Source organism: Sulfurisphaera ohwakuensis, from assembly GCF_009729055.1.
In the GTDB taxonomy this organism is placed as follows: Archaea; Thermoproteota; Thermoprotei_A; order Sulfolobales; family Sulfolobaceae; genus Sulfurisphaera; species Sulfurisphaera ohwakuensis.
The window spans coordinates 2,153,294-2,174,849 of sequence record NZ_CP045484.1; the positions used below are offsets into that span (position 1 = coordinate 2,153,294).

14 protein-coding genes, 1 tRNA gene and 1 pseudogene are annotated in these 21,556 nt (G+C 34.4%); 10 read left to right on the forward strand and 6 right to left on the reverse strand.

Annotated features, from left to right (window positions below; all coding sequences use genetic code 11):
* The first annotated feature begins 27 nt into the window (after positions 1–27).
* Positions 28–645 (forward strand): hypothetical protein, encoded by a 618-nt coding sequence (locus D1869_RS11965; protein ID WP_156015287.1) that lies wholly within the window; start codon positions 28–30, stop codon positions 643–645.
* 9 nt (positions 646–654) lie between these two features.
* On the opposite strand, the gene D1869_RS11970 is transcribed toward D1869_RS11965, so the two are convergent.
* The 3 genes from D1869_RS11970 to D1869_RS11980 all read right to left on the reverse strand — a co-directional run bounded on the left by D1869_RS11970 (position 655) and on the right by D1869_RS11980 (position 2,153).
* Positions 655–930, reverse strand: coding sequence for a hypothetical protein (locus D1869_RS11970; RefSeq protein ID WP_156015288.1), 276 nt, complete (start codon positions 928–930; stop codon positions 655–657).
* The gene (locus D1869_RS11975; RefSeq protein WP_156015290.1) at positions 923–1,180 is read right to left on the reverse strand and encodes a sugar phosphate isomerase family; all 258 of its coding nucleotides are present in this window, start codon (positions 1,178–1,180) and stop codon (positions 923–925) included. Before D1869_RS11975 ends, D1869_RS11970 begins: the two co-directional genes overlap by 8 nt.
* 97 nt (positions 1,181–1,277) lie before the next feature.
* Positions 1,278–2,153 carry an integrase gene (locus tag D1869_RS11980; RefSeq protein WP_231113622.1) on the reverse strand — a complete coding sequence of 292 codons (876 nt, stop codon included), beginning with the start codon at positions 2,151–2,153 and terminating at the stop codon, positions 1,278–1,280.
* Positions 2,154–2,519: 366 nt separating this feature from the next.
* Here D1869_RS11980 and D1869_RS11985 point away from each other — a divergent pair, with 366 nt between their 5' ends.
* From D1869_RS11985 to D1869_RS11990, 3 genes are read left to right on the forward strand one after another with little or no spacing between them, the layout of a single operon-like run.
* Positions 2,520–2,663, forward strand: coding sequence for a hypothetical protein (locus tag D1869_RS11985; protein ID WP_231113815.1), 144 nt, complete (start codon positions 2,520–2,522; stop codon positions 2,661–2,663).
* Positions 2,632–2,760 carry a hypothetical protein gene (locus tag D1869_RS15720; protein ID WP_260311110.1) on the forward strand — a complete coding sequence of 43 codons (129 nt, stop codon included), beginning with the start codon at positions 2,632–2,634 and terminating at the stop codon, positions 2,758–2,760. Before D1869_RS11985 ends, D1869_RS15720 begins: the two co-directional genes overlap by 32 nt.
* Before the next feature lie 19 nt (positions 2,761–2,779).
* Complete coding sequence (locus D1869_RS11990; RefSeq protein ID WP_231113623.1) at positions 2,780–3,073, forward strand: PIN domain-containing protein; 294 nt, start codon at positions 2,780–2,782, stop codon at positions 3,071–3,073.
* A gap of 114 nt (positions 3,074–3,187) precedes the next feature.
* Here D1869_RS11990 and D1869_RS11995 read toward each other — a convergent pair whose 3' ends face one another.
* Entirely contained in the window at positions 3,188–4,384 is a 1,197-nt protein-coding gene (locus D1869_RS11995) for a glycosyltransferase family 4 protein (protein WP_156015292.1), read from the reverse strand.
* Positions 4,385–4,609: 225 nt separating this feature from the next.
* On the opposite strand from D1869_RS11995, the pseudogene D1869_RS12000 reads away from it, so the two are divergent.
* Positions 4,610–5,806: pseudogene (locus D1869_RS12000) on the forward strand (RNA-guided endonuclease InsQ/TnpB family protein); the annotation flags it as partial.
* Positions 5,807–6,915: 1,109 nt separating this feature from the next.
* Here D1869_RS12000 and D1869_RS12005 read toward each other — a convergent pair.
* Together D1869_RS12005 and D1869_RS12010 are read right to left on the reverse strand one after the other, a co-directional pair.
* On the reverse strand, positions 6,916–7,899 hold the full coding sequence (locus D1869_RS12005) for a glycosyltransferase family A protein (RefSeq protein WP_156015294.1): 984 nt from the start codon (positions 7,897–7,899) through the stop codon (positions 6,916–6,918).
* Between the two features lie 212 nt (positions 7,900–8,111).
* Positions 8,112–9,995, reverse strand: a complete 1,884-nt coding sequence (locus D1869_RS12010) for a hypothetical protein (protein WP_156015295.1) — start codon at positions 9,993–9,995, stop codon at positions 8,112–8,114.
* Positions 9,996–10,128: 133 nt separating this feature from the next.
* On the opposite strand from D1869_RS12010, the gene slaA reads away from it, so the two are divergent.
* The 5 genes from slaA to D1869_RS12035 all read left to right on the forward strand — a co-directional run bounded on the left by slaA (position 10,129) and on the right by D1869_RS12035 (position 21,518).
* Complete coding sequence (gene slaA / locus D1869_RS12015) at positions 10,129–14,454, forward strand: S-layer protein SlaA (RefSeq protein ID WP_156015297.1); 4,326 nt, start codon at positions 10,129–10,131, stop codon at positions 14,452–14,454.
* Positions 14,455–14,518: 64 nt separating this feature from the next.
* Complete coding sequence (locus D1869_RS12020; protein ID WP_156015299.1) at positions 14,519–15,901, forward strand: carboxypeptidase-like regulatory domain-containing protein; 1,383 nt, start codon at positions 14,519–14,521, stop codon at positions 15,899–15,901.
* Between the two features lie 737 nt (positions 15,902–16,638).
* Positions 16,639–16,714, forward strand: a tRNA-Gly gene (locus D1869_RS12025).
* 698 nt (positions 16,715–17,412) lie between these two features.
* Complete coding sequence (locus D1869_RS12030; protein WP_156015301.1) at positions 17,413–19,551, forward strand: glutamate synthase-related protein; 2,139 nt, start codon at positions 17,413–17,415, stop codon at positions 19,549–19,551.
* Positions 19,548–21,518: a class II glutamine amidotransferase gene (locus D1869_RS12035; RefSeq protein ID WP_156015303.1), complete on the forward strand. Its 1,971-nt coding sequence runs from the start codon at positions 19,548–19,550 to the stop codon at positions 21,516–21,518. Before D1869_RS12030 ends, D1869_RS12035 begins: the two co-directional genes overlap by 4 nt.
* The last annotated feature ends 38 nt before the right edge of the window (positions 21,519–21,556 follow it).

Sequence of the window (21,556 nt, forward strand, 5' to 3'; positions counted from 1 at the left end):
ATAATATTAAGGTAATATTATGGTAATATGCAGAAGGCTAAGAGTAAGAAGAAGGAGAGGTATATAGATAGGTGGTTGAAGGGAAAGAAACGAATGTCGATTATAATGCGTGAAGAAGAGTATAACATAATTAAGCAGTTCTGTGATTCGAATAGGATTAGTTACCGCGAATTCTTTGTAAGTATTGCACCACGGCTCTTGAAAGAGAATGAGGAGTTGAAGAAGACTATGGCAGAGAAGGACTCGCAAATTAATGACCTAACTGCAAAGTATAATTCTCTTGTTGAGAAATATAACACATTAGTTGAGAAGTATAAGCAGTTAAAGGGAGAGTATGAGGATACCACGCGTGATTACGAGAATTTGCTAAATGAATATAATAAATTGAAGGGTGAACTGTCCAGGGTTTCGAATGAACTTGAGGAGACTAAGCAAAGGCTTAGGGAAAAGGAGAACTCGTTAAATGCGTTAACCGGGGAGTTAACGAAACTGAAGGAAATATTGGATATACTAACTCACGGGCGTGTTGAAGTGCCGGTCGAGTATTGTGAAAAGCTTAAGCCTTACGGTTTCCATCTAGCGACTAAAGAGGTAAGCACGGGGTTTATGAAGAAGTCGTATGTTGAAATTTGCACTAACGAGTAAACTCCCCAGTTACCGCTTAATCTTCTTTAAAATTTCAGCTTTTTTCTCCTTTCTTCTCTGTAACTCTCTCTTATACTCCTCTAAACCCTTTTTCGAAACAAAATATACTACTATTCTTTTACCCTGGGCTTTAATGGAGTCACGGTACTTTAGCACGCCGAATTTCTTCAATTCCATAATGTAATGCTTAGCCGTGTTTATTGAGCCCAGGGTATTAACAATCTCTTCATAACTGATTATACGCCTCTTTTCCAGGGTTTTAACTAACTTCTCTTTTTTACTCATTCATATCCCCATGTGAACGCTTTAATTCCTTAACCTCTCTCTCGAATTCACGTAGAGCCTCTTCAATAATGGGCCATGCTTTTTCGCCCAGGGTTTGAACGAGTTTCTCACACCTATCATCACTAATAACTCGTAACCTTTTTGCGTTATATGCAGCACGCCTTGTATAGCCTACTCTTTCTAAGTCCTCAATATTTGCGATTTCCAATAAACGTTTCTTATACTGTTGAGGCAAGAATTCACAAACCATTCATATCCCCATATGAACATGTGATTTCTAAGTATTTAAGCTTTGTCATATGGGGATATGAACGTGATTTAATAAGAATTAACCTCTTAATGTATATTCATTTCAGAAACTGCTTAATTTGCTCAAACACGCGTGGGTACTCTTTGTCAGCCAAAGCAATTAAATCGGTATAATGCACGGCACCCACTGACAACCCGGATATACGCCCTTCCAAAAACTCAGCCAAATCCCTATCTTTCACCGTTTGCCTTACCTTCTGATTAAACCACTTCCGTAAGTACTTCTCACAAAGCCCCGAATCACAAAATACCTTCTGCACTGTGTCCTCATGCACGTGCAAAGGCTTAAGGCTCTGGAAGACCTCTTTCGGCAAATAACAGACCAGGGCGTTTTTGGACTTTCTCATTAAGTCCAGGTGAATCCTAACGAATTCGCCTAAGTCTACTACTCTTAATTTATCTTTATTATTTAGTAAATAGAGTACCTCAGTCATTCGTAAGCCCGTGCAGACTAAGACGTTATAGACATCTGTATATTGTGAAGGTAACGAATCGCGTAACTTCATAACCTCAGCGTCTGTGGGTACATAAGTATCCACGCCCCTTTTCACTTTCTCTGGTAAGCCTTTCCTAAGCTTTGTGATCAACTCCTCAGCCTCATACTTCTTAGCATACCACGAGAAGAACCGTGATAATGATTCCTTCCACATTCTCTGTGAGCCGTTAGCCCAAAGCCTTCTAACGTCTTCAGCAGTGCATAACTTCTTACCTACTGCTTTATGAAGATAGTAAAGCCACCCTTTTAACGTACTATCCTTCACGCCCTCTTTCGAAAGGTCTATTTTGAATAATTCTATTAGCAGTGGAGTAATTTCTAAGCATTTGCCATTCCACACCTCAGCGTAGGAAGGGGCAATATCCGTGATCATAAGGGGAGTTTGAAAGAGGGGTTTCCCCTCTTTCGAGGCTCGCAACCGAGAGGTCCCGGGTTCAAATCCCGGCCGGTCCACTCTTAGTATTGATAAAACTTCATTTATGCCACAAAACTGCGGTTAAGAGGCACTACTTCTATATCACTAGCTGACCTTGTAACCGTAAGACAAAGGAAATAATCTCTTTCCCTCATTCTTAATCTTCTTGCTAACCTTAAGGAGTTAGGTTAGTGCATAATAGTGACTTTCTTCTAGTCTATCAAGTTTAAGTGGTTAAACTATTAACTTACGTAGAGTTAAACATTTATATTAGTAGAATTTTATAAGTAATAATATGGAAAAGTATAGGGTAAAGGTTTATAAAAAGGGATAATAGTCATCCCAAAAGAAATAAGGGAAAAAATAGGAATAAAGGAAGGAGATATATTAGAGTTAAAAGTCAACGGAAATAAGATAGATATAGGGAAACCCATGACACTCTTAGATCTCTTTGGGGTTGACGGAAAAGTAGCTGTAGAAGTTGCTAAAGAGGTTATTAAGGAAAGGAGGTAAGAAGTTGAAAGAGAAATACGTTCTTGATACAGGGCCTCTATCTTTATTATTCGCTGGAAATAAAGAAATCAAGCAATATTTTGAAAAAAATGTATAGTGGAAGAATAGAAATTTATATGAGTGAAGTAAATTTAGCTGAATTTCTCTACCTATATATTCTAAAAATGGGAAAGGAAATCGCAATTGCTAGACATAGATATATTTTTAGAAATTCTCCAATTAAGATCTTAGCTCCAAATGAAAATATAACCCAAAGTACAGCAATATTAAAGAGCAAATATCATTATCTTTCTTTAGCTGATGTATTTCTTATAGCTACAGTGAAAGAAATTGGAGGTAAAATTATTACTACAGATGAAGATATAGAAAAAACTAAAGAAGTTGAAGTAATAATGATCTCTTTAGATTAAAATAAAGAATTTAAAGGTATCTTTAATAGTAGAAACTAAATGTTAGCACACCTGGCTAATGAGCTGAAGAGTGTTTACTTTAACTAAATCTGTTTAAATCTTGCTCTACCCATTCTACTCTTTAGTATACTTATCTATGATCCTCCTTACAGACTCAGCTACATTATCCCAGCTGGAGTGAAGATTGAGAAAGTTTAAAAGATTCTCCTCATTCATAATACCTTCTATTTCTCCTTCGCTCATAGAAAGTATTGATAGAGATTCTTTTGCCATGCTTTCTTTATCAAACTCCCTTACTATTCTTACTGCATTTAACCCTTTATATACTGTTCTTATTGCTGGAATATCATAAGCCACTACTGGTGTACCTAAAGCTAAAGACTCGAGAACTACCAAGGAAAATCCGTCAACATGAGAAGGATATATAAACAATTTAGCTCTAGAAACAATCTCATAGAGTTTTCTCCTCTCAACAAAGCCTAAATAATCAACGTTTAAACTGTATTTTTTCACTTTTCTCCAGAATCTTCTCTCGTTAAATTTATCAAAAAACTTCCCCATAACAACTAATTTGAAGTTTTTTCCAGACATCTTATTTATCATGTGGACTACGTCTAATAGTTCTGCTATTCCTTTATCTTGATTCAATCTGCTCCAAAATACTATGTAATCCTCTTTTCCTTTATTTCTATGATCCAAAAGTTCTTTATCAAATGCATTTCCAGGTTTTATTACCTCACCCTTTAAGCCAGATATCTCTAAAGTCCCCTCACTCACAGCTGCGATAAAAGTGGGGTTTGTCTTCTTTATTAGTCTCTTATATAATGGTTTTGCATACAACTCATTATACAAAAACCTCGTATGAAAACCTTTTCCAGTATACGGGTTTATTCCGTAGAACTTTATCAATCTTTTAAGATATGTTAACGAGTCATCATAAAATAACGGTTCATGAAGTGTTAGCCCAAATTTTTTTGTTCTTTTACCTAGGTAGAAAATTTCTGGAGATCTGTGGTCTGGCTCATAAAGCAAATCTATGTTATTTACGTCGTAGTAACGTAGCAGCTCCTTAGGCTTTCTTCTATTTTCAAGAAAAGTATAAAATTCATCAGCAATCTTGATTCCCATAATTTCCAGTTCCTTAGCTTTTCTTTCTATATCCTCGATTTTCCATCTGAAGACTAATGTTGAAGGGTAATATATGATTTTGTAATACTTCTTTAACCTAGTTATTACCTCAAAAGAGTGAACAGCACCTCCGCCTGCAAAGGTAGGAGAAAGCAAATTATCATAAATTATTCCTAAATTCATGTTAATGTATAAAATTAATGAGTTATATAGTCTTTTTCATAATATACAAAGGAGTAAAATGAATTATTTAGCTTAAGATATTGAAAGCTAAGTAGATAATGGAATTAACAAGATATTCTGTATTATAAAGTTTAGGGGTTCAAAGGGGGCGAAAAACCTCGCCAGTGGGGATGGATAGCCCCCTTTGTAGAAATATTTTTTAATCCACTCTCGAACATTTTATTAATGCCCAACGTAGGGTTCCGCTTTCGTGCATATGCTGACGATCAAACAATTAGGGCGTTAAAAGCCCAGTTGAGGTTAGCATGTGAGATGTACAACACCCTACGTTGGGCAGATATCTATTTCTACCAAAGGGACGGAAAGGGTCTTACACAAACGGAGTTAAGACAGCTCGCTCTAGATCTAAGAAAGCAAGATAAGGAGTACCAACAACTCTACTCACAAGTAGTACAGCAAATTGCCGATCGTTATTACGATGCTAGGGATAGGTTCTTCAAAGGTCTAGCACACTTTCCTAAGGAGAAGAAACCCCATAAGTACTACTCTCTTGTTTACCCACAAAGTGGGTGGAAAATACTTGAGAGCAGGGAAATAAGGACTAAGAGTAGGAAGAATAAGAAGAAGCTGGTGTTATTGAGGTTATCAAATCTCGGCGTGTTTAAGGTCATTGTTCATAGGGACTTCCCGCTTGACAAAGTAAAGAGGGTGGTAGTTAAACTAACACGTTCAGAGAGAGTGTACATCTCCTTCATGGTTGAAGGTGTTGGATTCTCTCAACTCCCAAAGACTGGTAAGGTAGTTGCAATAGATGTTGGGGTAGAGAAACTCCTAACCACGAGTGATGGATTCTATTTCCCTAACTTGAGACCTTATGAGAAGGCACTTGAGAAGATAAGGAAACTCCACAAGGTTCTCTCGAGGAAAGAGTTCTTGTCGAAAAATTGGTTTAAAGCAAAAGTGAAGTTAGCTAGGGGTTATGAACACTTGAAGAACTTGAGACAAGACCTCTATATGAAGTTGGGTAAGTGGTTCGCACAACATTATGACGTTGTAGTAATGGAGGATATAGATGTTAAACAACTGGTGGAGGAGTCAGAAAGGAAGTTGAGGATGAGGTTGCATGATGTTGCATTCCATGAGTTGAAGAGAATACTAGAATATCAGTTGGAAAAATATGGAAAGAAACTGTTGTTAATAAACCCAGCATATACTTCAAAGATGTGTGCCAAATGCGGGTACGTAAAGAAAGAGTTAACTTTGACTGACCGTGTGTTCAGCTGTCCTAAGTGCGGTTGGGTTACTGATCGTGACTATAACGCTTCCTTAAACATATTGAAGAGATCGGGGTGGGAGCCATCCTTAGTGCCTGTGGAGCTCTACCCTCTACCCGTAGCGAAAAGCTACGGGCAAGGTGGGGCTATGAAGCAGGAAGCTCCGCCCTTCAGGGCGGGGGTAGCTCACAAGATGTTATGTCCCCTAGCATTTACTAGGGAAAAGTATATGAATTCTTTTAGATCATTTTCAAGGTGTAATTATTTTTATTCGTAACAGTTCATTATTACAAGATTTTTAACTAATTTAATATTGTATAATCCAATTCTTTATCAGAAATAAAAATAATTTTTCTTAAAATCTTCACGTTTTTCCTATCTTTATAGTTCTTAGGAAATTAAACTCTATTAAAGCTTATAAAATGCTGGCATATATTATAACGTCTAGATTATTATCTCTTGGGTAATTAAGTATAACATCTTAGCATAGCTTTTAAATATCCATATTCTGTTATTATTTCTATGTAATCTAATTAAAATTATAGTCATTATCTAAGTTTTACTGATAATCTTTATGTTGATGGTATAGTTCTGCTATTACGGTCTTGGAAAAAAGTGTAGAGTTTCTCTTTCTAATGAGTAAATGAGAATTTAAGACCTATTGTAGAATAATTAAAAAGAGAAAGTTAAAAATAAAGTACTTGATTCCGATAAGTAGCGTTGTTTAGTAAATGTTACCGAAGAATAAGATAAGAGGCATCATGTGCTATGTCTTCAAAAAAGAACTTAGTTTATAACCATATGATCAATTTTATGTCGTATGTGCTCTATTGTATAGTTCAATTTATTTCATAAAAAGAATATACTATAATGAAAATTTTTAGTAATTAATATTTATTTTAGTATTATCTTAAGAAATATTACCAGCTAGAGTAATGTTGAATAGGTAAGTAATTTTTCTATTCTAGTTAATAAAAATTGAAACTAATTAAAAATACTAATAAGAAATTAGACGGGATAATAATATTATAAAGCTTTTTTAGCATAGAAGAAATTTTTATTTAAACTAGGTAGATACTATATTTACTGGAAAATTTTTAAGGGAAAATCTTTAATAACTTTACTTAGGAACACAAGTTAACTTTCTCTTGCTTTTTTAAAAACTAATGTATAGATGCAATTATTAACTTATAGATTATAAATTCTTTTTTACAAGAAATCAAACTAAAGTAAATCTTCTCGAATTTAACAAATACCTTATTGTATCATCTTCAATAATCGTGCTTTCTCCCTCTCGTAACTCTTTCTAATTAGAGGTTTTCTTAAAGAATAAGGAAGTAGAGAGGCTAATACTAAAGCTTTATGAGACCCTAAATATGACTTCTTAAAAACTCTAATATAGTCACTTAAAGAAGGAACACATTCTTTAGCTGTTTCTTTAGAAATGAACTTGTACCTCACTTTTGATAGTGATACTTCGTAGCTATGGATTTTCCTTAAATTTTGAGGTAACATAGAGTCAACAGTTAACATATCTAAACAGTATATATATGATCTTTCTGCAGAGCTCTTAATGTAGTTCTCCAGACTATCTAATGTTCTCATAGATGATGAAAATGAAAGCCTATAAAGTGTGGTTGCACTACTATCCCAAAGCATATCATATTTTGACACATAGAATATCCTCTCATAAAACCAATCAATAGCCCTTTTCATTTGCATTAAAATGTCAGCTTTTTGTAGAAGTAATTCTCTTAAAATTGAGAAAGTAGAACTACTATGAAAACCATATTTTCTATAGTTAGCCATTTTAATATAGTCATCTTTATCTCTATTTTTAAGTAAAAGAGGGTCTATTTTTTCTACTTCCTTCTGTATAATTTTTTCCCCATAGAAAAATAGTACTCTATCCCTATAAACTCCTAGATTTTGGTAACTTTTGAACGCTTCATAAACATTTTCCAGTTTTTCTTTAGTGAACATGTCATCGTCGTCTAAGAATGAAATTATTCTACCTTTAGCTACCTTTATGCCATCAAATACTTGCTTTCCTGAATCACTCTTATCACTATATACAAACCTTATCCCTTCTTCTTTAGCATATTCGCTAGCATCAAAATTAGCTACAAATATCACCTCATATTTATCGTTATCCAGTGTTTGGTTAAGTACACTTTTTACTGCATCTTTATAATACTGCTTTCTATTATATGCTGTAATTATTATCGAAATTTCAACCATTAATGGAGTAGCTTAACTAAGGGAATTAAAAATTTGCCATCAAGCTTAAGGTATTTGTCCTACAATGATATATGATCCGTATGAAAAGAAGAATGGGCTAATTAGGATGTTTTTTATCTAGTTAAGTTTAGAAAAGTACTCATTTTTAATCTAAAATTTCTAATTAAGTTTAAATATATTTTAAAAATTAAATTATATAATAAAAAACGATATTATCTTCTTAAGACAACTATTGCCACTACTGCTGCAATCACTATGACTACTACAATTATTGCTATATCAGTTAATGGAATTGAAGAGGTAGTTGACGATGTTGGTGGCGGTGGTACTGTTGTTGTGGTGCTGCTTGTTGTTGAACTACTAGTTACTGGCGTAACTGTAGTATGAGTTGTACTTGTTGTAGTTGTTGTGGTACTGCTTGTTGTTGTAGTTGACGTCGTGATAATACTTGGCTTATACACATATACTGTTACTGTAAAATTCTTCCAAACACCATCATAAGACGTATTTATTGTAATTTCGTAAGTACCAGGTGATGAGAATGTGTGTGTTACCTCATAAACACCATTACCCTCATATGTAACTGGTATTGAAGTACCATTTAACATAGCTATTACTGAGGGTGTGACATTACTGTTTATAGACACTGAGAAAGTAAGTGTTAATTCATTACCTACAGTGGTGTTTATCTTATAACTGCCTACACTAACTTGTTCCGGTGTTATCTTACTCCCATTTATAGTAAAGGTCGTTGGTGTAACTGTAATCTGTATAGGAGTTAAATATATTTTCACTGTGGACGAAGATGATACTGTAACAACAGTTGAATTGGGATAATAACCAAAAGCCGATACGTTAACCTTAACTTCTTCACCTACGGGTAGAGTGAAACTCGCAGTCCCAGAGGAAGAGGTCAAAGATGAGGATATAAGTGAGCTGTTAGATGAATAGTAAACGCTTACTTTAGCATTAGGAATCGGCATACCAGTAGTTGATGAAATAACTTCAACATTAAGAGTTCCCATAGTTACTTTTGGTGGTATAGTTAAAGTTACACTTCCAGTAGGTGATGAGATCTCTATACTACCAGTACCGAATGCTTTAGCTTCTATGATAATACCGTTTGGACTAATTTCCATTGGGATAGTAGATCCGTAGAATAAAATGTTAGGTTTTGTATAGAGGGGTGGATATACATTATTAGATACTGTATAATTCTTTACAGTGTACGTACCACTCGGTAGAGACAGTGTAAATATATCCTCGTAAGAGAAGGGATAATGAATGTATAATAATGTAGAACCACTAACATTCTCCATTTCAAGCATTACGCCATTTTCGGTAACTGTTACTGGAGAAGAAAGAGAAGTTGGTAAACCATAACTTACGTTAATAATTACTAGGCCTAGCGAGTAATCTACTACTTGTCCAGTAGTTGCGTTTGAGAATGACGTATAAACATAGGCATAATAAACTCCTTGAGCTATTCCTTCTGGTATTTGTAATAAGAAAGTATTAGAAGGTGTCAAATAAGGTGTTACACCCTCCTGATCATTTGGCGAAATATAAAATCCTATGTCAGAATAAACCTCACTTTCCTCAGTAGCATTAGAAGGTGTTGAGGAATAACTTATTTGGAAACTATAAGTCTTCCCTGGTTGTGCATTTAGCTTATACACATTAGCAGTACCATTAATATAAGTTATTATAGGTTGATAAGAAGAGTGAACAACTTCTACATATAATGTTTGTCCTTCCACAGATATATTATAAAGACCAGTAGATAAGGATATTGGGACTGTTGTATACGAAAATGGTTGTAATGTAACAGTAGTATAAGCACTTGAATTAACGTACACCGGTACACTTTCTTCAACAAATGTAGGGTTAAATAAATATAGGTTAAAGGTAGTAGACGAGCCAGTAGTAGTCACTACTATATAACCTTGAGGATAATAACCAGAATTATAAGGAGTTGGTGCTACATTTACAATTGCGCTTGTAGTTAGTGAAAAAACTTTTAGGTTAATAAATCCTAGTATTGATAGAAATAAAATTAATACCAGAAATATTTCGAGACTTCTTTTAGTACTCATGTTATTTTCCTTACATGCAAAAAGGTTATTAAATCCTTTGGCAATAGTACCATATTGATGGTATTATCGATTTGTATACTTATGTATACAAAACTTTATAAATGGATCATACTTCTTTATTGACAGAAGTGCTATGAATAAAACCCTAGGTTTAATTCTATCTATACTATTCATATTTGAAATATTCCTATTTGGAATACCATTAACAACACAAGCAGCACTACCATCAATACCAGAAGGACATGGGATAGCTATTTATTTGCCACAATATGATGGTGTAGCATATATATTTAACGTATCTAATATTAATGTATCAGCAAATAGTAACCTACAAAACCTAATAACCTACTTTGGAACTTACTTCTCACCAGTTATTGTTTTTAAGAATTCTACTGTCACACAGACAATACAATTTACCATTCCTTCAACATATTTCACAGATATTTATTATGCAGAAGGAGCTAAGGTATTAATATTCTTAGTAGGTGTGGTAGGTAGTTATATGAATCAAGAACCGCAAGTACCGATTACTTACTTAGAGCAGTTTACTGGCAATCTAGGAGTAGTAGTTAATGAGTATGGCACAGCTCAAACCACCTTAACCCAAGTAGGCTTATATAATAGTTTGTACGTTTATGGAACTACTAGTACTTTAAAGCAAGAATATCCAGTTATAGCTAATGACTTATTAACTCCTTCAACCACAAGTCCAAACTTCTTCTATGAATATGTATATGGTCAAGTTACTCAATCCTTTACTGTAGCTACTCTGACTATACCAGCCCAAACAACTAATCAGCTCTTAGTGTTTGCACCATTCTCATTTGTTCCACCAAACTTTATACCAACACCAGAAGCTACTGGATTCTTTAATCCACTACAAATAAATGGTAATTTAGGTCCAGGATTACAATCTTTAGCTAGTACAAAAGCATATATTTGGGGTAGAGCACTAATTAACACAAGCATTGTAGACCCATTTATATCAGCAAGTCCAGGTTATGATAACTTAACATTCCAGTTAAACTATTCTACTCCCGGACCATTACAAATTAACTTAGCACAATTAGCCCAAATAGCGGCATTACCAGACTTCCCATCTAAGTTCACTTATTTATCTTATCAATTTGCAAGTGGATATTGGAGCTTCTTAGGATTTATATCTGATGATAACCTAAGTATAACAATTAATGGTGTAGCAGTAAAAGCTCCAGTAAGTGGTACATTTACTATACCAGACCCAGAACAATATAATGCAACATTACTTGCAATATTGCCTTTAAGTACAGCTACATCTATGGGATTAACTAATGGAAGCAAATTAGAGTATTTCAGCAACCTAACAATTTACTACTTATATAATAATCAAATTCACCATACTATGCTGGTTAATCCAAATGCACCACCAACCTCCTATACACTTCCAGTTTATGTATATTCGGCACCAGCCGGTTCCACAATCTCTATAACTGGTTACTTTAACGGTACTAAATATACAGTAAATATAGTAGTTGGTAGTTCACCAACGCTAATACCATATGTGGCAACAACATCTTTGGTTGCTACAGCTTATGAGGGCATAAAAGCAACCGTAAGTGGTTTCTATACAACATCTCCAATTATGTCAACACCACCAACACAAATAGCAATATCTGGTCAAACTCAGTTCCAAGCTCAAGCACAATTTACATCATCTCAAGCCACAGCAACAGTTACCTTATTAACTAATGCAACATTACAATTTAATAATGTAAAATTACCAGGTTTCTCATTTAACGGAATAGTTGTAACACCAGAATATCCAATAATTAATGGTACAATAGCAATGCAGTATATGAGTACTGCTCAGTACTTTATGTCAAACGGTGAATATGAGTTAGCAATTTTAGGTTCTGAATTACCAATGGCTATTTCTCAGTTTATGGGATTACAAAACTTCGTAATCTCTGAGCCACAATACTTATCGAAACCATTCTCATTAACATTAACAGTGCCAACAGTTCCAGCTACAGAAACTGGAACGGGCCCATTATTTGTTGCGTTTTCAACAATTCCACAATATACTTACATAACTCTAGTTGATTTTGGATTATGGAGCAATGAAACTTCAGTTGTGGTTACAGCATATAGTACTACTGGAGGAGTAACTACAGCTAATCACGGTTACTTCTATGCTACTGTGATTCCACCACAAATAATGACAACACCAATTACTCCACAGAGCTTTGAATGCTATAATGCACCGGATGTAATGTTATATGATCCAGATGCAATATTAGTACCAGGAAATCCATCTGGAAGCTTTACTTATGCTATCGCATCTTTGAATTACAGTGCCACAACTGTACCTAATTCAGCAATAATCTTCTATGGTTCAACAGTCTATAATATTTCTGGTACATTTGGTAAATATCCATATAATAAACTAACTGTAATTTCATCCAATGTATTTACATATACTGAAGAAACTATAGTATCATCCTTAACAGCTTATCAATTAACATTAAATGGTAACACGATATCTGTAATAGGACCTAATGGTGAGACCAGTGCTATACAATTAGCATATTATGCTGATAATAACCCAACTGTTAATATGTACTTTGAGCAATCATTATTTGTCAATAATAACATGGATATTGAGTTAGCATATATAGCTGGATTAAACGTAAGCTATGGAAACGTGCTATTATCACCACAAAATCAAGTAGGTTATGAAGAAATCACACCTACTGGTGCTAACTACGTAATTACAAACTATATAACATTTAAGATATTAGCAAGTAATGCGCCAAACTTATATCCTGTAAACTCTAATACATTCTTAACTGTAGCACCTAATGCTTCGTTTGTAGGCGCATCTGATATATACAAGTATATAAGCACTGACTATGCAGTATTCCATTACTTTGCATCTTCAAAGCAGTACAAAGTTGAAACTTCTGTAACAGTACCTAATATAACTGCAACATTATACTTCAGCAGTCCAGTAACACCATTGTACTCATCTATAGCTTTATTATACTTAAATGAGAGCTACTATGGCGCAAACTTACCAGCTTACTTAGCAATTGGAACTGGTGGATGGCAACAGTGGAATGCACCATTATATCAGTTATTAGGAATATCAGCAACACCGCTATTATTATCAAAGATGATGTATGTAAATGTAACTTTACCATCTGGTGTTACATACACAATAGCCTTGACAACTAAGAACTTAACAACATTGTTCGTATCCTTAAATGCACAACAATTACAATACTGTAACGGAACATATGAGTACCAGATAAGTATTCCAGGGTTAGAGAGCATATTACACTTAACATTACAACAATTAAATAACAGCATATTAACAGTTAGCATGTACGATTATGTAACTCATGAAACATTAGTAGCTACTACTAAGCTAGTTGCATTAAAAGAATTACAATTAGTAGCAGCCCAACCTGGACAATTATTCTACTTCCTAACATTCAAAGCTTCTGGCGTATCATTGACAGCATCTACTCCATGGTTTATAGCTCAGAAGATGTATATAGAACCATTACTAAACTTCACTGACTATCAGTTTGCTCATACAAACCCAACCAGCTTATTACATCTAATGGTAACAAACATAACAGTATATCATAACGGACAAGTAGCTATGATATATTACAATGCAACGTCTGGAAGAACTATAGCAAAGAACGTATATGGACAAGTTGTCTTGAATGCCTCTGGTAACCTAATACCACAGATAGCGGAGACTGCAGCTGGTTCTGGAATATTCACTGGAACTCTGTCATTTGCTGTATTGCCAAATAATACTTTAACCACTTTAACATTCAATAAGATTAGTGTATTTACAAATGGTACCTTAGCAATAACACTTAGCAATGGTACTAATGTACCATTAGGACCAGCTGGATTATTCGTATTACCATTCGTAACAATTAACGGTACTACGATAGGTTATGATGCTAATGTAAGTGTAACAGTAACTGATAGTGTAAGTACTGTAACAGTATCCACATACATTATGCCAGCTAATATAACTCCAATTAGATTAGCACCAGTTCCAACTATTCCACCAATATCTCATGCACCATTATCAACATACTACTACACATCTCCAGTAGTAATTACACCAACAAGCCCAGTAATTAACATCTATGCAACTAGCGTATTACCATATCCATATGAGTTCTTCATCTTAGCAGTAGTAAGACAAGGTGTAAATGCCTCTGTAACATCTCCAGTAGTATACTACTCATATCAAGCAGTGGTTGCTAAACCAGCATTAGGAACATCAGCAGTACCATATATACTAGTAGCTGTACAGATGCAGGGAATATTATCATTACCACCAGGATCTTACACAGTTACAATGTATGCAGTACCGTTTGCAGTAGGTCCAGCAATATCAGAATATCCAGTTAACTTAGTATTTACTAACGTAACTGTGGAGAAGTAAAACTTATGAAAAGGTTTAAAGGTATTTTATCTTTTTTATTTTTAAACTGTTGGGGTGAAGATTTATGAACATGCGTTTTGTTATAGGTTTAATTTTGTCAATAATAGTATTAGGTTTTAGTGTACCTTTAGCTACAGCGAGCACTAGCTTAGTAGTGATATCACCAACTCAAGGGGAAGTTTTTCATTTTGGCCAACCATTAGTAGTGACGTTTAAGTATGCCCCTGGTGCTACGGTAGCAATATATGTTTTAACTCCCTCTGGTGCTAATATACCAGTAGCTTCTGGTGCTACTAACTCTAGCGGATATTTCAGTCAAGAAATATGGGTATGGGGAAGTTCTAGTGAGAATAGTCAAGTAGGAGCTTATACAATCGAGATTGAAGTAAATGGTGGCCAAGCTGCTACATCAGTAACTGTTTATTATAAGCCATATACTGCTACAATTAAGGCTTTAGTAGAAAATGAACAAGGTATTCCATTACAAGGAGCTACGGTAAGTGTATATAATGTTACAAGTGGTTTGCATGAGTTAATAGCTACAGCTACAACAGGTTCTAATGGTATTGCAACAATTCAAGTTATAGCATTCAATTTCACTGAAAACTTAGAAGTAGTAGCAAGCTATCCGGGCTATGTTAATGCTAGTCAAACTATAAGTGTTGTTGGTAACCAAACAATATCACTAACATTTAAGTTATATCCAGCTATTGTTACAGTACTTGCTGTTGGAGAGTTACAAAACGGTATAGCAACTGCTGCATTAAATCCATTTGGATATACTTCATTAACTGGTACTGAGGGAGATGAAATAACTGTATTGTTTGCAGTAGAATTTGCTGGAATGAAAGTAACAAATGCAACTGTAACAGCATCTGTTGCAACTCCATCTGGAGTAACTACTATGACAGCTACACCAATAACTTCTGGTCCTTATGCTGGTTACTATAATGTAACGTTTATGTTACCAGCATTGAATACAACTTATTTAGCCTTTATCGATGTAAATGCAACCTATAATGGTATTTCTGGAACACTTAATGTACCAATACAAGCTGAAGTAAACTATACAACTATATTTACTAACTACGTAAAAATATTAACTCAGGAAATTCAAAGTGTAAATCAAACTGTCTATACATTAATGGGTGAAATTAAGTCTTTAAACGCATCAATATCACAACTATCAGCTACATTATCGTCAACGACTACTGAGATTACTACACTAGAAAATGATATAAAAACACTAGAATCTTCTGTAAGCTCATTGAATGGTACAGTAAGTAGCTTATCTTCCACAGTATCAAACTTATCCAGCCAAGTAAACAAATTGAACAGCGAAGTATCAAGTATTACACCATTAGTATATGGAGGATTAATAGCTGGAATAATAGGTCTAATTGTTGCTATTGTTGCTATTGTCCTAGTATATAGAAAGATAAGTTAAACATTTCTTTTTTTTTAATATTATTTAAATAAAATTTGTTTCTTTTTTATATCTTGAACATAATATTTCTTTTTTATTAAGCTAAGATTAACTTGTGGTATCATTAAATGTTCAAATAAACTATTTAGTTAAATAATATATAGGGTACAATTAGATAGATTGCTATCTAAATGATAACGTTATGATAAATTCATGATTTTCCTAAACAACATTATACTAGCTCATAATTTAAAGTATAATAGTCTCTCTAAGTTGTATAAGAAGAGTATATTGATCTCTAACTCTAACAGAGAACAATATTGAATAATGTTATTTTACTAATGAATCAATAAAGGGCCTAAGACCTAAAGATTAGGGATGATATATAATAAATTATTATGAAATCTGATTTTTATTTAAATAAGATTATTATTATAATAATGAAGAAATTAATACAAATAATATGCAATTTAATAAGCTACTATAATACATTGAAAGCTTTGATCGATAAGCAAATCAGGTAAATTCTGAGTAATATTGATGATGTTTATATTGATTTACAAAGAGCATGATAACGAGATCCTGGATTTATTATTTTACATTGTAGACGATTCTCATATTAAGATTGAAATCAAATGAACACACTCTCATCCTGATTTAGCTTATACATAAAGAGAACTTATTTAAGATATTTAGGTCATTATAGACAAACATCGTTTTAGGAAAACTTTAAATTACCTCTTTTAGTATTTTATAATGCGGCCGTCGTCTAGTCTGGATTAGGACGCTGGCCTTCCAAGCCAGTAATCCCGGGTTCAAATCCCGGCGGCCGCACTTGGTCTTATTAATTTTTAAACTAGTGAGAGCTTGTTTTTATCTTTTTAATCTTCCATTTGTAGTCAGTAGGAATAATAAAGGGAAAAGTGGAAATGTAATAATACTGCTTGCTTTCTAATTAGTTTTAAGATGATAATTATACTAGATTGGCAACTGAGTTTATGACCCATATAGAATTTGTACTAGCTCATAATTTAAAGTATAATAGTCTCTCTAAGTTGTATAAAAAGAGTATATTGATCTCTAACTCTAACAGAGAAAAAATTTATCTAAAAAGGCTAAAAAATCGTTATTTGTCAAAATAGTTTCTGATGTTTAGCAAGAATAATATTTTCTTCTATATCAATTTAAATAATGTTTTTCCTCTTTTATAGTTATTAAAATATCTAATTTTCTTCTCAAATACTCCAATCTACGTTATTGCAAGTTAAAAATTTTTCCTCTTGTTCTTTTGTTTAACGGCCACATTCTCAATATGTAAGCTTTTTAATATATTCTTTTGATATATGAACTGTTTATATTTTCAATCATAACTTAGCGTGTGTTGTTTAAATCATTGCAGCCATTAGTTGCTTTTTAGTAAAAGTTAAGTTCCAATATTTTACCGTTTATTACATAATCTTAAACCCATAATTAGCTAAATATTCCTATAAACAAATATATAGTGTTTTATTATATTTAGATTCTGACCACCTTTGCTTATAATTAAGCAATATTTACCGATACCGAAGCAAACAGATAATGAATTTTGGACTGTAGAGAGGATTGAACACATTCGTCAGTTGGCTTTAACCGGTAAGCCAAGTAAAATTTTTCCTAAATGGAGCTCTTTAAGGATTCTTGATAGAGTTCGTTTTAAAAATGAAGATGCTAGAATTAGCGAGACACCGAAAGCTAGGACTTTTACTAAATTAGCTGGTATCGAAATGTCTGCTCCCCTATATTTGGGGGATATGTCTTATGGTGCTTTAAGTGGTAATCCTAATATAATAATCGCTAGAGCTGCAGATCTAACAGGAACTTTAGCTGGTACTGGTGAGGGGGGTTTACATCCAGAAGTTGCTAAATCTAAGAGGATTTTTGTCCAATGGGCTTCAGCCCGTTTTGGTGTTGATTTTGATGTTCTAATGCATGGGGCTGGGATTGTTATCAAGATTGGACAAGGCGCTAAGCCGGGTATTGGTGGTCATTTACCCGGGAGTAAGGTTACTGAGCCTATTTCTCTTACTAGGCGAATACCAGTAGGTATTGATGCTATTTCTCCGGCTCCTCATCATGATATTTACTCTATTGAGGATTTAGGTCAGAGGATTGAGGCTTTAAAAGAAGCTACTGGTAAGCCTGTCTTTGTTAAAGTTGCTGCTACTAACTACATTCCTTATATAGTATCTGGTATTGCCAGGATGGGAGCTGATGGTGTCATTATTGATGGTCATGGTGCTGGTACTGGTGCTACTCCTATCGTAATAAGAGATAATGTTGGTATTCCGATTGAATTAGCAGTAGCTTCAGCTGATAGGGTTTTGAGGGAACAAGGGATGAGGAATAACTTTCATATTATTGCCGCTGGTAGGGTTGCTGATGCTACTGATGCAGCTAAGTTAATTGCTTTAGGTGCGGATGTTGTTAGTGTAGGTACTGGAGCTTTGATCGCAATGGGCTGTGTTATGGTTCATAAGTGCCATATTGGTTCTTGTCCGACAGCTCTAACTAATAAGATTGACGGTAGTAGGATGATTGACACAGATTTTGGGCTTAAAGTCTTAGTTAATTATATTCATGGCTTTTCTCTTGAGTTGGCTAATATTCTGGATAATTTAGGTCTCTCAAGCATAGATGAACTTAAGGGAAGGAGGGATCTGTTAGTAGGTAAGGGTTTATCTAGAGAGACTCTGTCAGTTTTAGGTATTGAGGGGGAAGAGGAGGAATTACCACCTAAACTTGGTGAGTTATGGTCTAGAAGGAGAAAAGTATATTTACATGAGTTAATTAATAAGGGTGACCCCGTGATTACGAGTATGGGTAGTACTGCACCACCAGATGTCGAGAAACCAGCAAGGATTGTTGATTGGTTAAGAAGTGATGGTGCTCAGGTTACTAGGCCCTCAATTGATCCCTATAGAGAGGATATTGATACGAGCTTTTACTTAGCTGGTGGTAGGATTTATCTTTCTTTACCAGTAATTTTTGATATTATTGACGCGCCAGAAGATGAAAGAAACGCTTTACAATGGGCTTCTTTAGCTTTAAGTTCTGCAGTATTTACTGATGTTACTTCAAGGTATTATGAAGATATTTCTATAAGTCATGACGGTAAAGGCGTAATTAAGTGGAGTAAAAACTATGAGGCTGGCAGTTATATCTTATTGCCAAGTAGTGAAGAGGCTGTTGAGGAAGTTGTAGAATTGAAGGGTATACCAGGTTTTATTATCGATGAGGATTTAGGAAATGAAGATCTTGAAGTTGTCATTTCAGAGATAGATACTAAGTTAAAGAGAATGGGAATAAGAAAGAAGTTTGATTTGATTGCAAAGTCCTCTAGGATAAGGGATTCTGGGGATGTTTTTAAATTAGTTGCTTTAGGTGCAGATTCCGTGATAATGTCTTACAAAGTGTTTGAGGTAGCCTTAGGAGAGGGAAGTAGGAGTGACTTAAAGAGTAAGGCATTTAATTTAATTTCTGGTTTTAAGAAAGAGATCGCTTTGTTAGCTGGTGCTGCTGGCGTTTACTCTGTTCAATCTACTTTAACCGGAAATAGAGAACTTTTAAGAGCAATTAATTTGAATTCCTACCTTTTACAAAAGCTTAGGGTTAAGGTGGCTGGTTCTCTATGATTCACCCATCTGGTTGTGGTGTTTTAGGTATATTAAGAAAAAAGAGTGCTAGTAAGATTTCCGGTGAGATGGTAGTTAGGGGAATTGAAAGAGTAAGGTATAGGGGAAGTGATAGAGGTGCTGGGTTTGCCGTTTTTGATAAAGATAAGGGGAATAGATATGTCATTAAGGTCTTTTATGAAGGCGATCCCACTACAGTAAAAAACATTATGGAATCCCACGGTATTAGGGTTGATAAATATGAGTTAGAATACATAGATTCTGATATCTGTGATTGTAAGTTTTATATTACTCTTGATAATTTGCCTCTTGGTAAGAAGGCTTTTAGGAATATTAATGAGATTATCTGGTCTCAGAAGAAGGGAAGGCTATATAGTTTTGGTACTTCTCTTCAGGTTTTTAAAGGCGTTGGTTATCCCAAGGATGTAGCACAGTTATATAAGGTTGAGGAATATGAAGGTGATTTATGGTTGGCTCATACGAGACAACCGACAAATTCGCCGGGACATTATCCTTACTGGTCTCATCCTTTCTCAACATTTAATATTGCTATTGTTCATAATGGTGATGTTAGTTCATTTGGTGCTAATCTAGAGTATCTAATGGAGAGGAATTGGGAGGGGTTTGTAGGGACTGATAGTGAGGTTATTGCTTTTCTCTTTGAGGAACTGATCTCTGAAGGTTTTAGTGTAGAAGAAGCTGTAAAGATTCTAGTTAATCCGTCAAGGCGTTTTTCAGCTTTTTCTAGAGAATTAGATTATTACTATAGAAATGCTAGGCTTGATGGTCCATTTACTGCTGTAATTGGTTATGATTCTGGTGATGATCTTTATTTAATTGCTTTAGCAGATAGATCGAAGTTTAGACCAGCAATTATTGGTGAGGATGAGAATTTCTATTACGTTGCAAGTGAAGAGAATGAAATTAGGGAGATCAGTCCTAGTGCTAGAGTATGGACTTTAAAGCCTGGTTCATATTTTATAGCATCATTAAATAAGGGTGTGATAAGTTACGGTAGGGATGAAGTTGAATTAAAGAGTTTTTCGCCACCACCAATTTTCGCTCCTAAAGTATATGATATAGACGCCAGAAATGTTGGTTATAAGGAGTTAAATGAGTTAATTGCACATGAAGTGAAGAGGGGGAAGAGAGAAGTAACTGTTGCTAATGTCATGGGTCATCGTTATATAGGTATTAACTTTAAGCGTTTTGGAGTTAGTAATATTAGAGTTAATTTATACGGTGTTGTTGGTAATGCAATGGCTAATTTAAATGAGGACAACTATTTTTATGTTTATGGTAATGTCGCTGATGACTGTTGTGATACAATGCATGGGGGTAAAGTCGTTATTTATGGTGATGCTAGGGATGTTTTAGCTCAGACTTTTCAGAATGGTAAGATATTTGTTAAGGGTAACGCTGGAAATAGAGTTGGTATACAGATGAGAGAGTATAAGGATAGGAGACCTTATCTTGTGATAGGTGGAATGGTTGATGATTATTTAGGCGAATATATGGCTGGTGGTGTTATTGTTGTTTTAGGTACTACAGTTAACCATGAACCCGTAGGTAATTTCGTAGGTTCTGGTATGGTTGGTGGAAGAATTTATATAAGGGGAAAGGTTTCAATGTCTAAAATTGGTTTGCAACCTCCAAAAATAGAAATAGTGAGGTTTCTGAAGGCATTACTTCTTGAGGGTTTAATAGATGAAAGTTTTTACGATGAATTAAGGGATAAAGAATATATTGAGATTATGGACAAACTTGAAGGTAAAGCTAAGGAGTATGCTAAGAGATTATTTGAAGAAAAAGTAGGAATTCCGAGAGTTGAATATAGGGAATTAACTGAAGAGGAGTTTAAGGAGTTATATCCCGTCATGAGAGAGTATAGTTCCGATATGGGTAAAGACTATACTGAGTTACTAAAGGAGAAGTTTACTGTAATTTCAGCAAGAGGTAAGCTCTAGATTCTTTTTAATTTTAGATTTTTATAATATGAAGTAGA

What these genes read in the sequence shown, in the direction of transcription:
- D1869_RS12020 (WP_156015299.1), top strand. Translation starts at nt 14,519, where the DNA reads ATGAACATGCGTTTTGTTATAGGTTTAATTTTGTCAATAATAGTATTA.
- D1869_RS11975 (WP_156015290.1), bottom strand. Translation starts at nt 1,180, where the DNA reads ATGGTTTGTGAATTCTTGCCTCAACAGTATAAGAAACGTTTATTGGAA.
- D1869_RS12035 (WP_156015303.1), top strand. Translation starts at nt 19,548, where the DNA reads ATGATTCACCCATCTGGTTGTGGTGTTTTAGGTATATTAAGAAAAAAG.
- D1869_RS12010 (WP_156015295.1), bottom strand. Translation starts at nt 9,995, where the DNA reads ATGAGTACTAAAAGAAGTCTCGAAATATTTCTGGTATTAATTTTATTT.
- D1869_RS11990 (WP_231113623.1), top strand. Translation starts at nt 2,780, where the DNA reads ATGAGTGAAGTAAATTTAGCTGAATTTCTCTACCTATATATTCTAAAA.
- D1869_RS12005 (WP_156015294.1), bottom strand. Translation starts at nt 7,899, where the DNA reads ATGGTTGAAATTTCGATAATAATTACAGCATATAATAGAAAGCAGTAT.
- slaA (WP_156015297.1), top strand. Translation starts at nt 10,129, where the DNA reads ATGAATAAAACCCTAGGTTTAATTCTATCTATACTATTCATATTTGAA.
- D1869_RS11995 (WP_156015292.1), bottom strand. Translation starts at nt 4,384, where the DNA reads ATGAATTTAGGAATAATTTATGATAATTTGCTTTCTCCTACCTTTGCA.
- D1869_RS11965 (WP_156015287.1), top strand. Translation starts at nt 28, where the DNA reads ATGCAGAAGGCTAAGAGTAAGAAGAAGGAGAGGTATATAGATAGGTGG.
- D1869_RS11970 (WP_156015288.1), bottom strand. Translation starts at nt 930, where the DNA reads ATGAGTAAAAAAGAGAAGTTAGTTAAAACCCTGGAAAAGAGGCGTATA.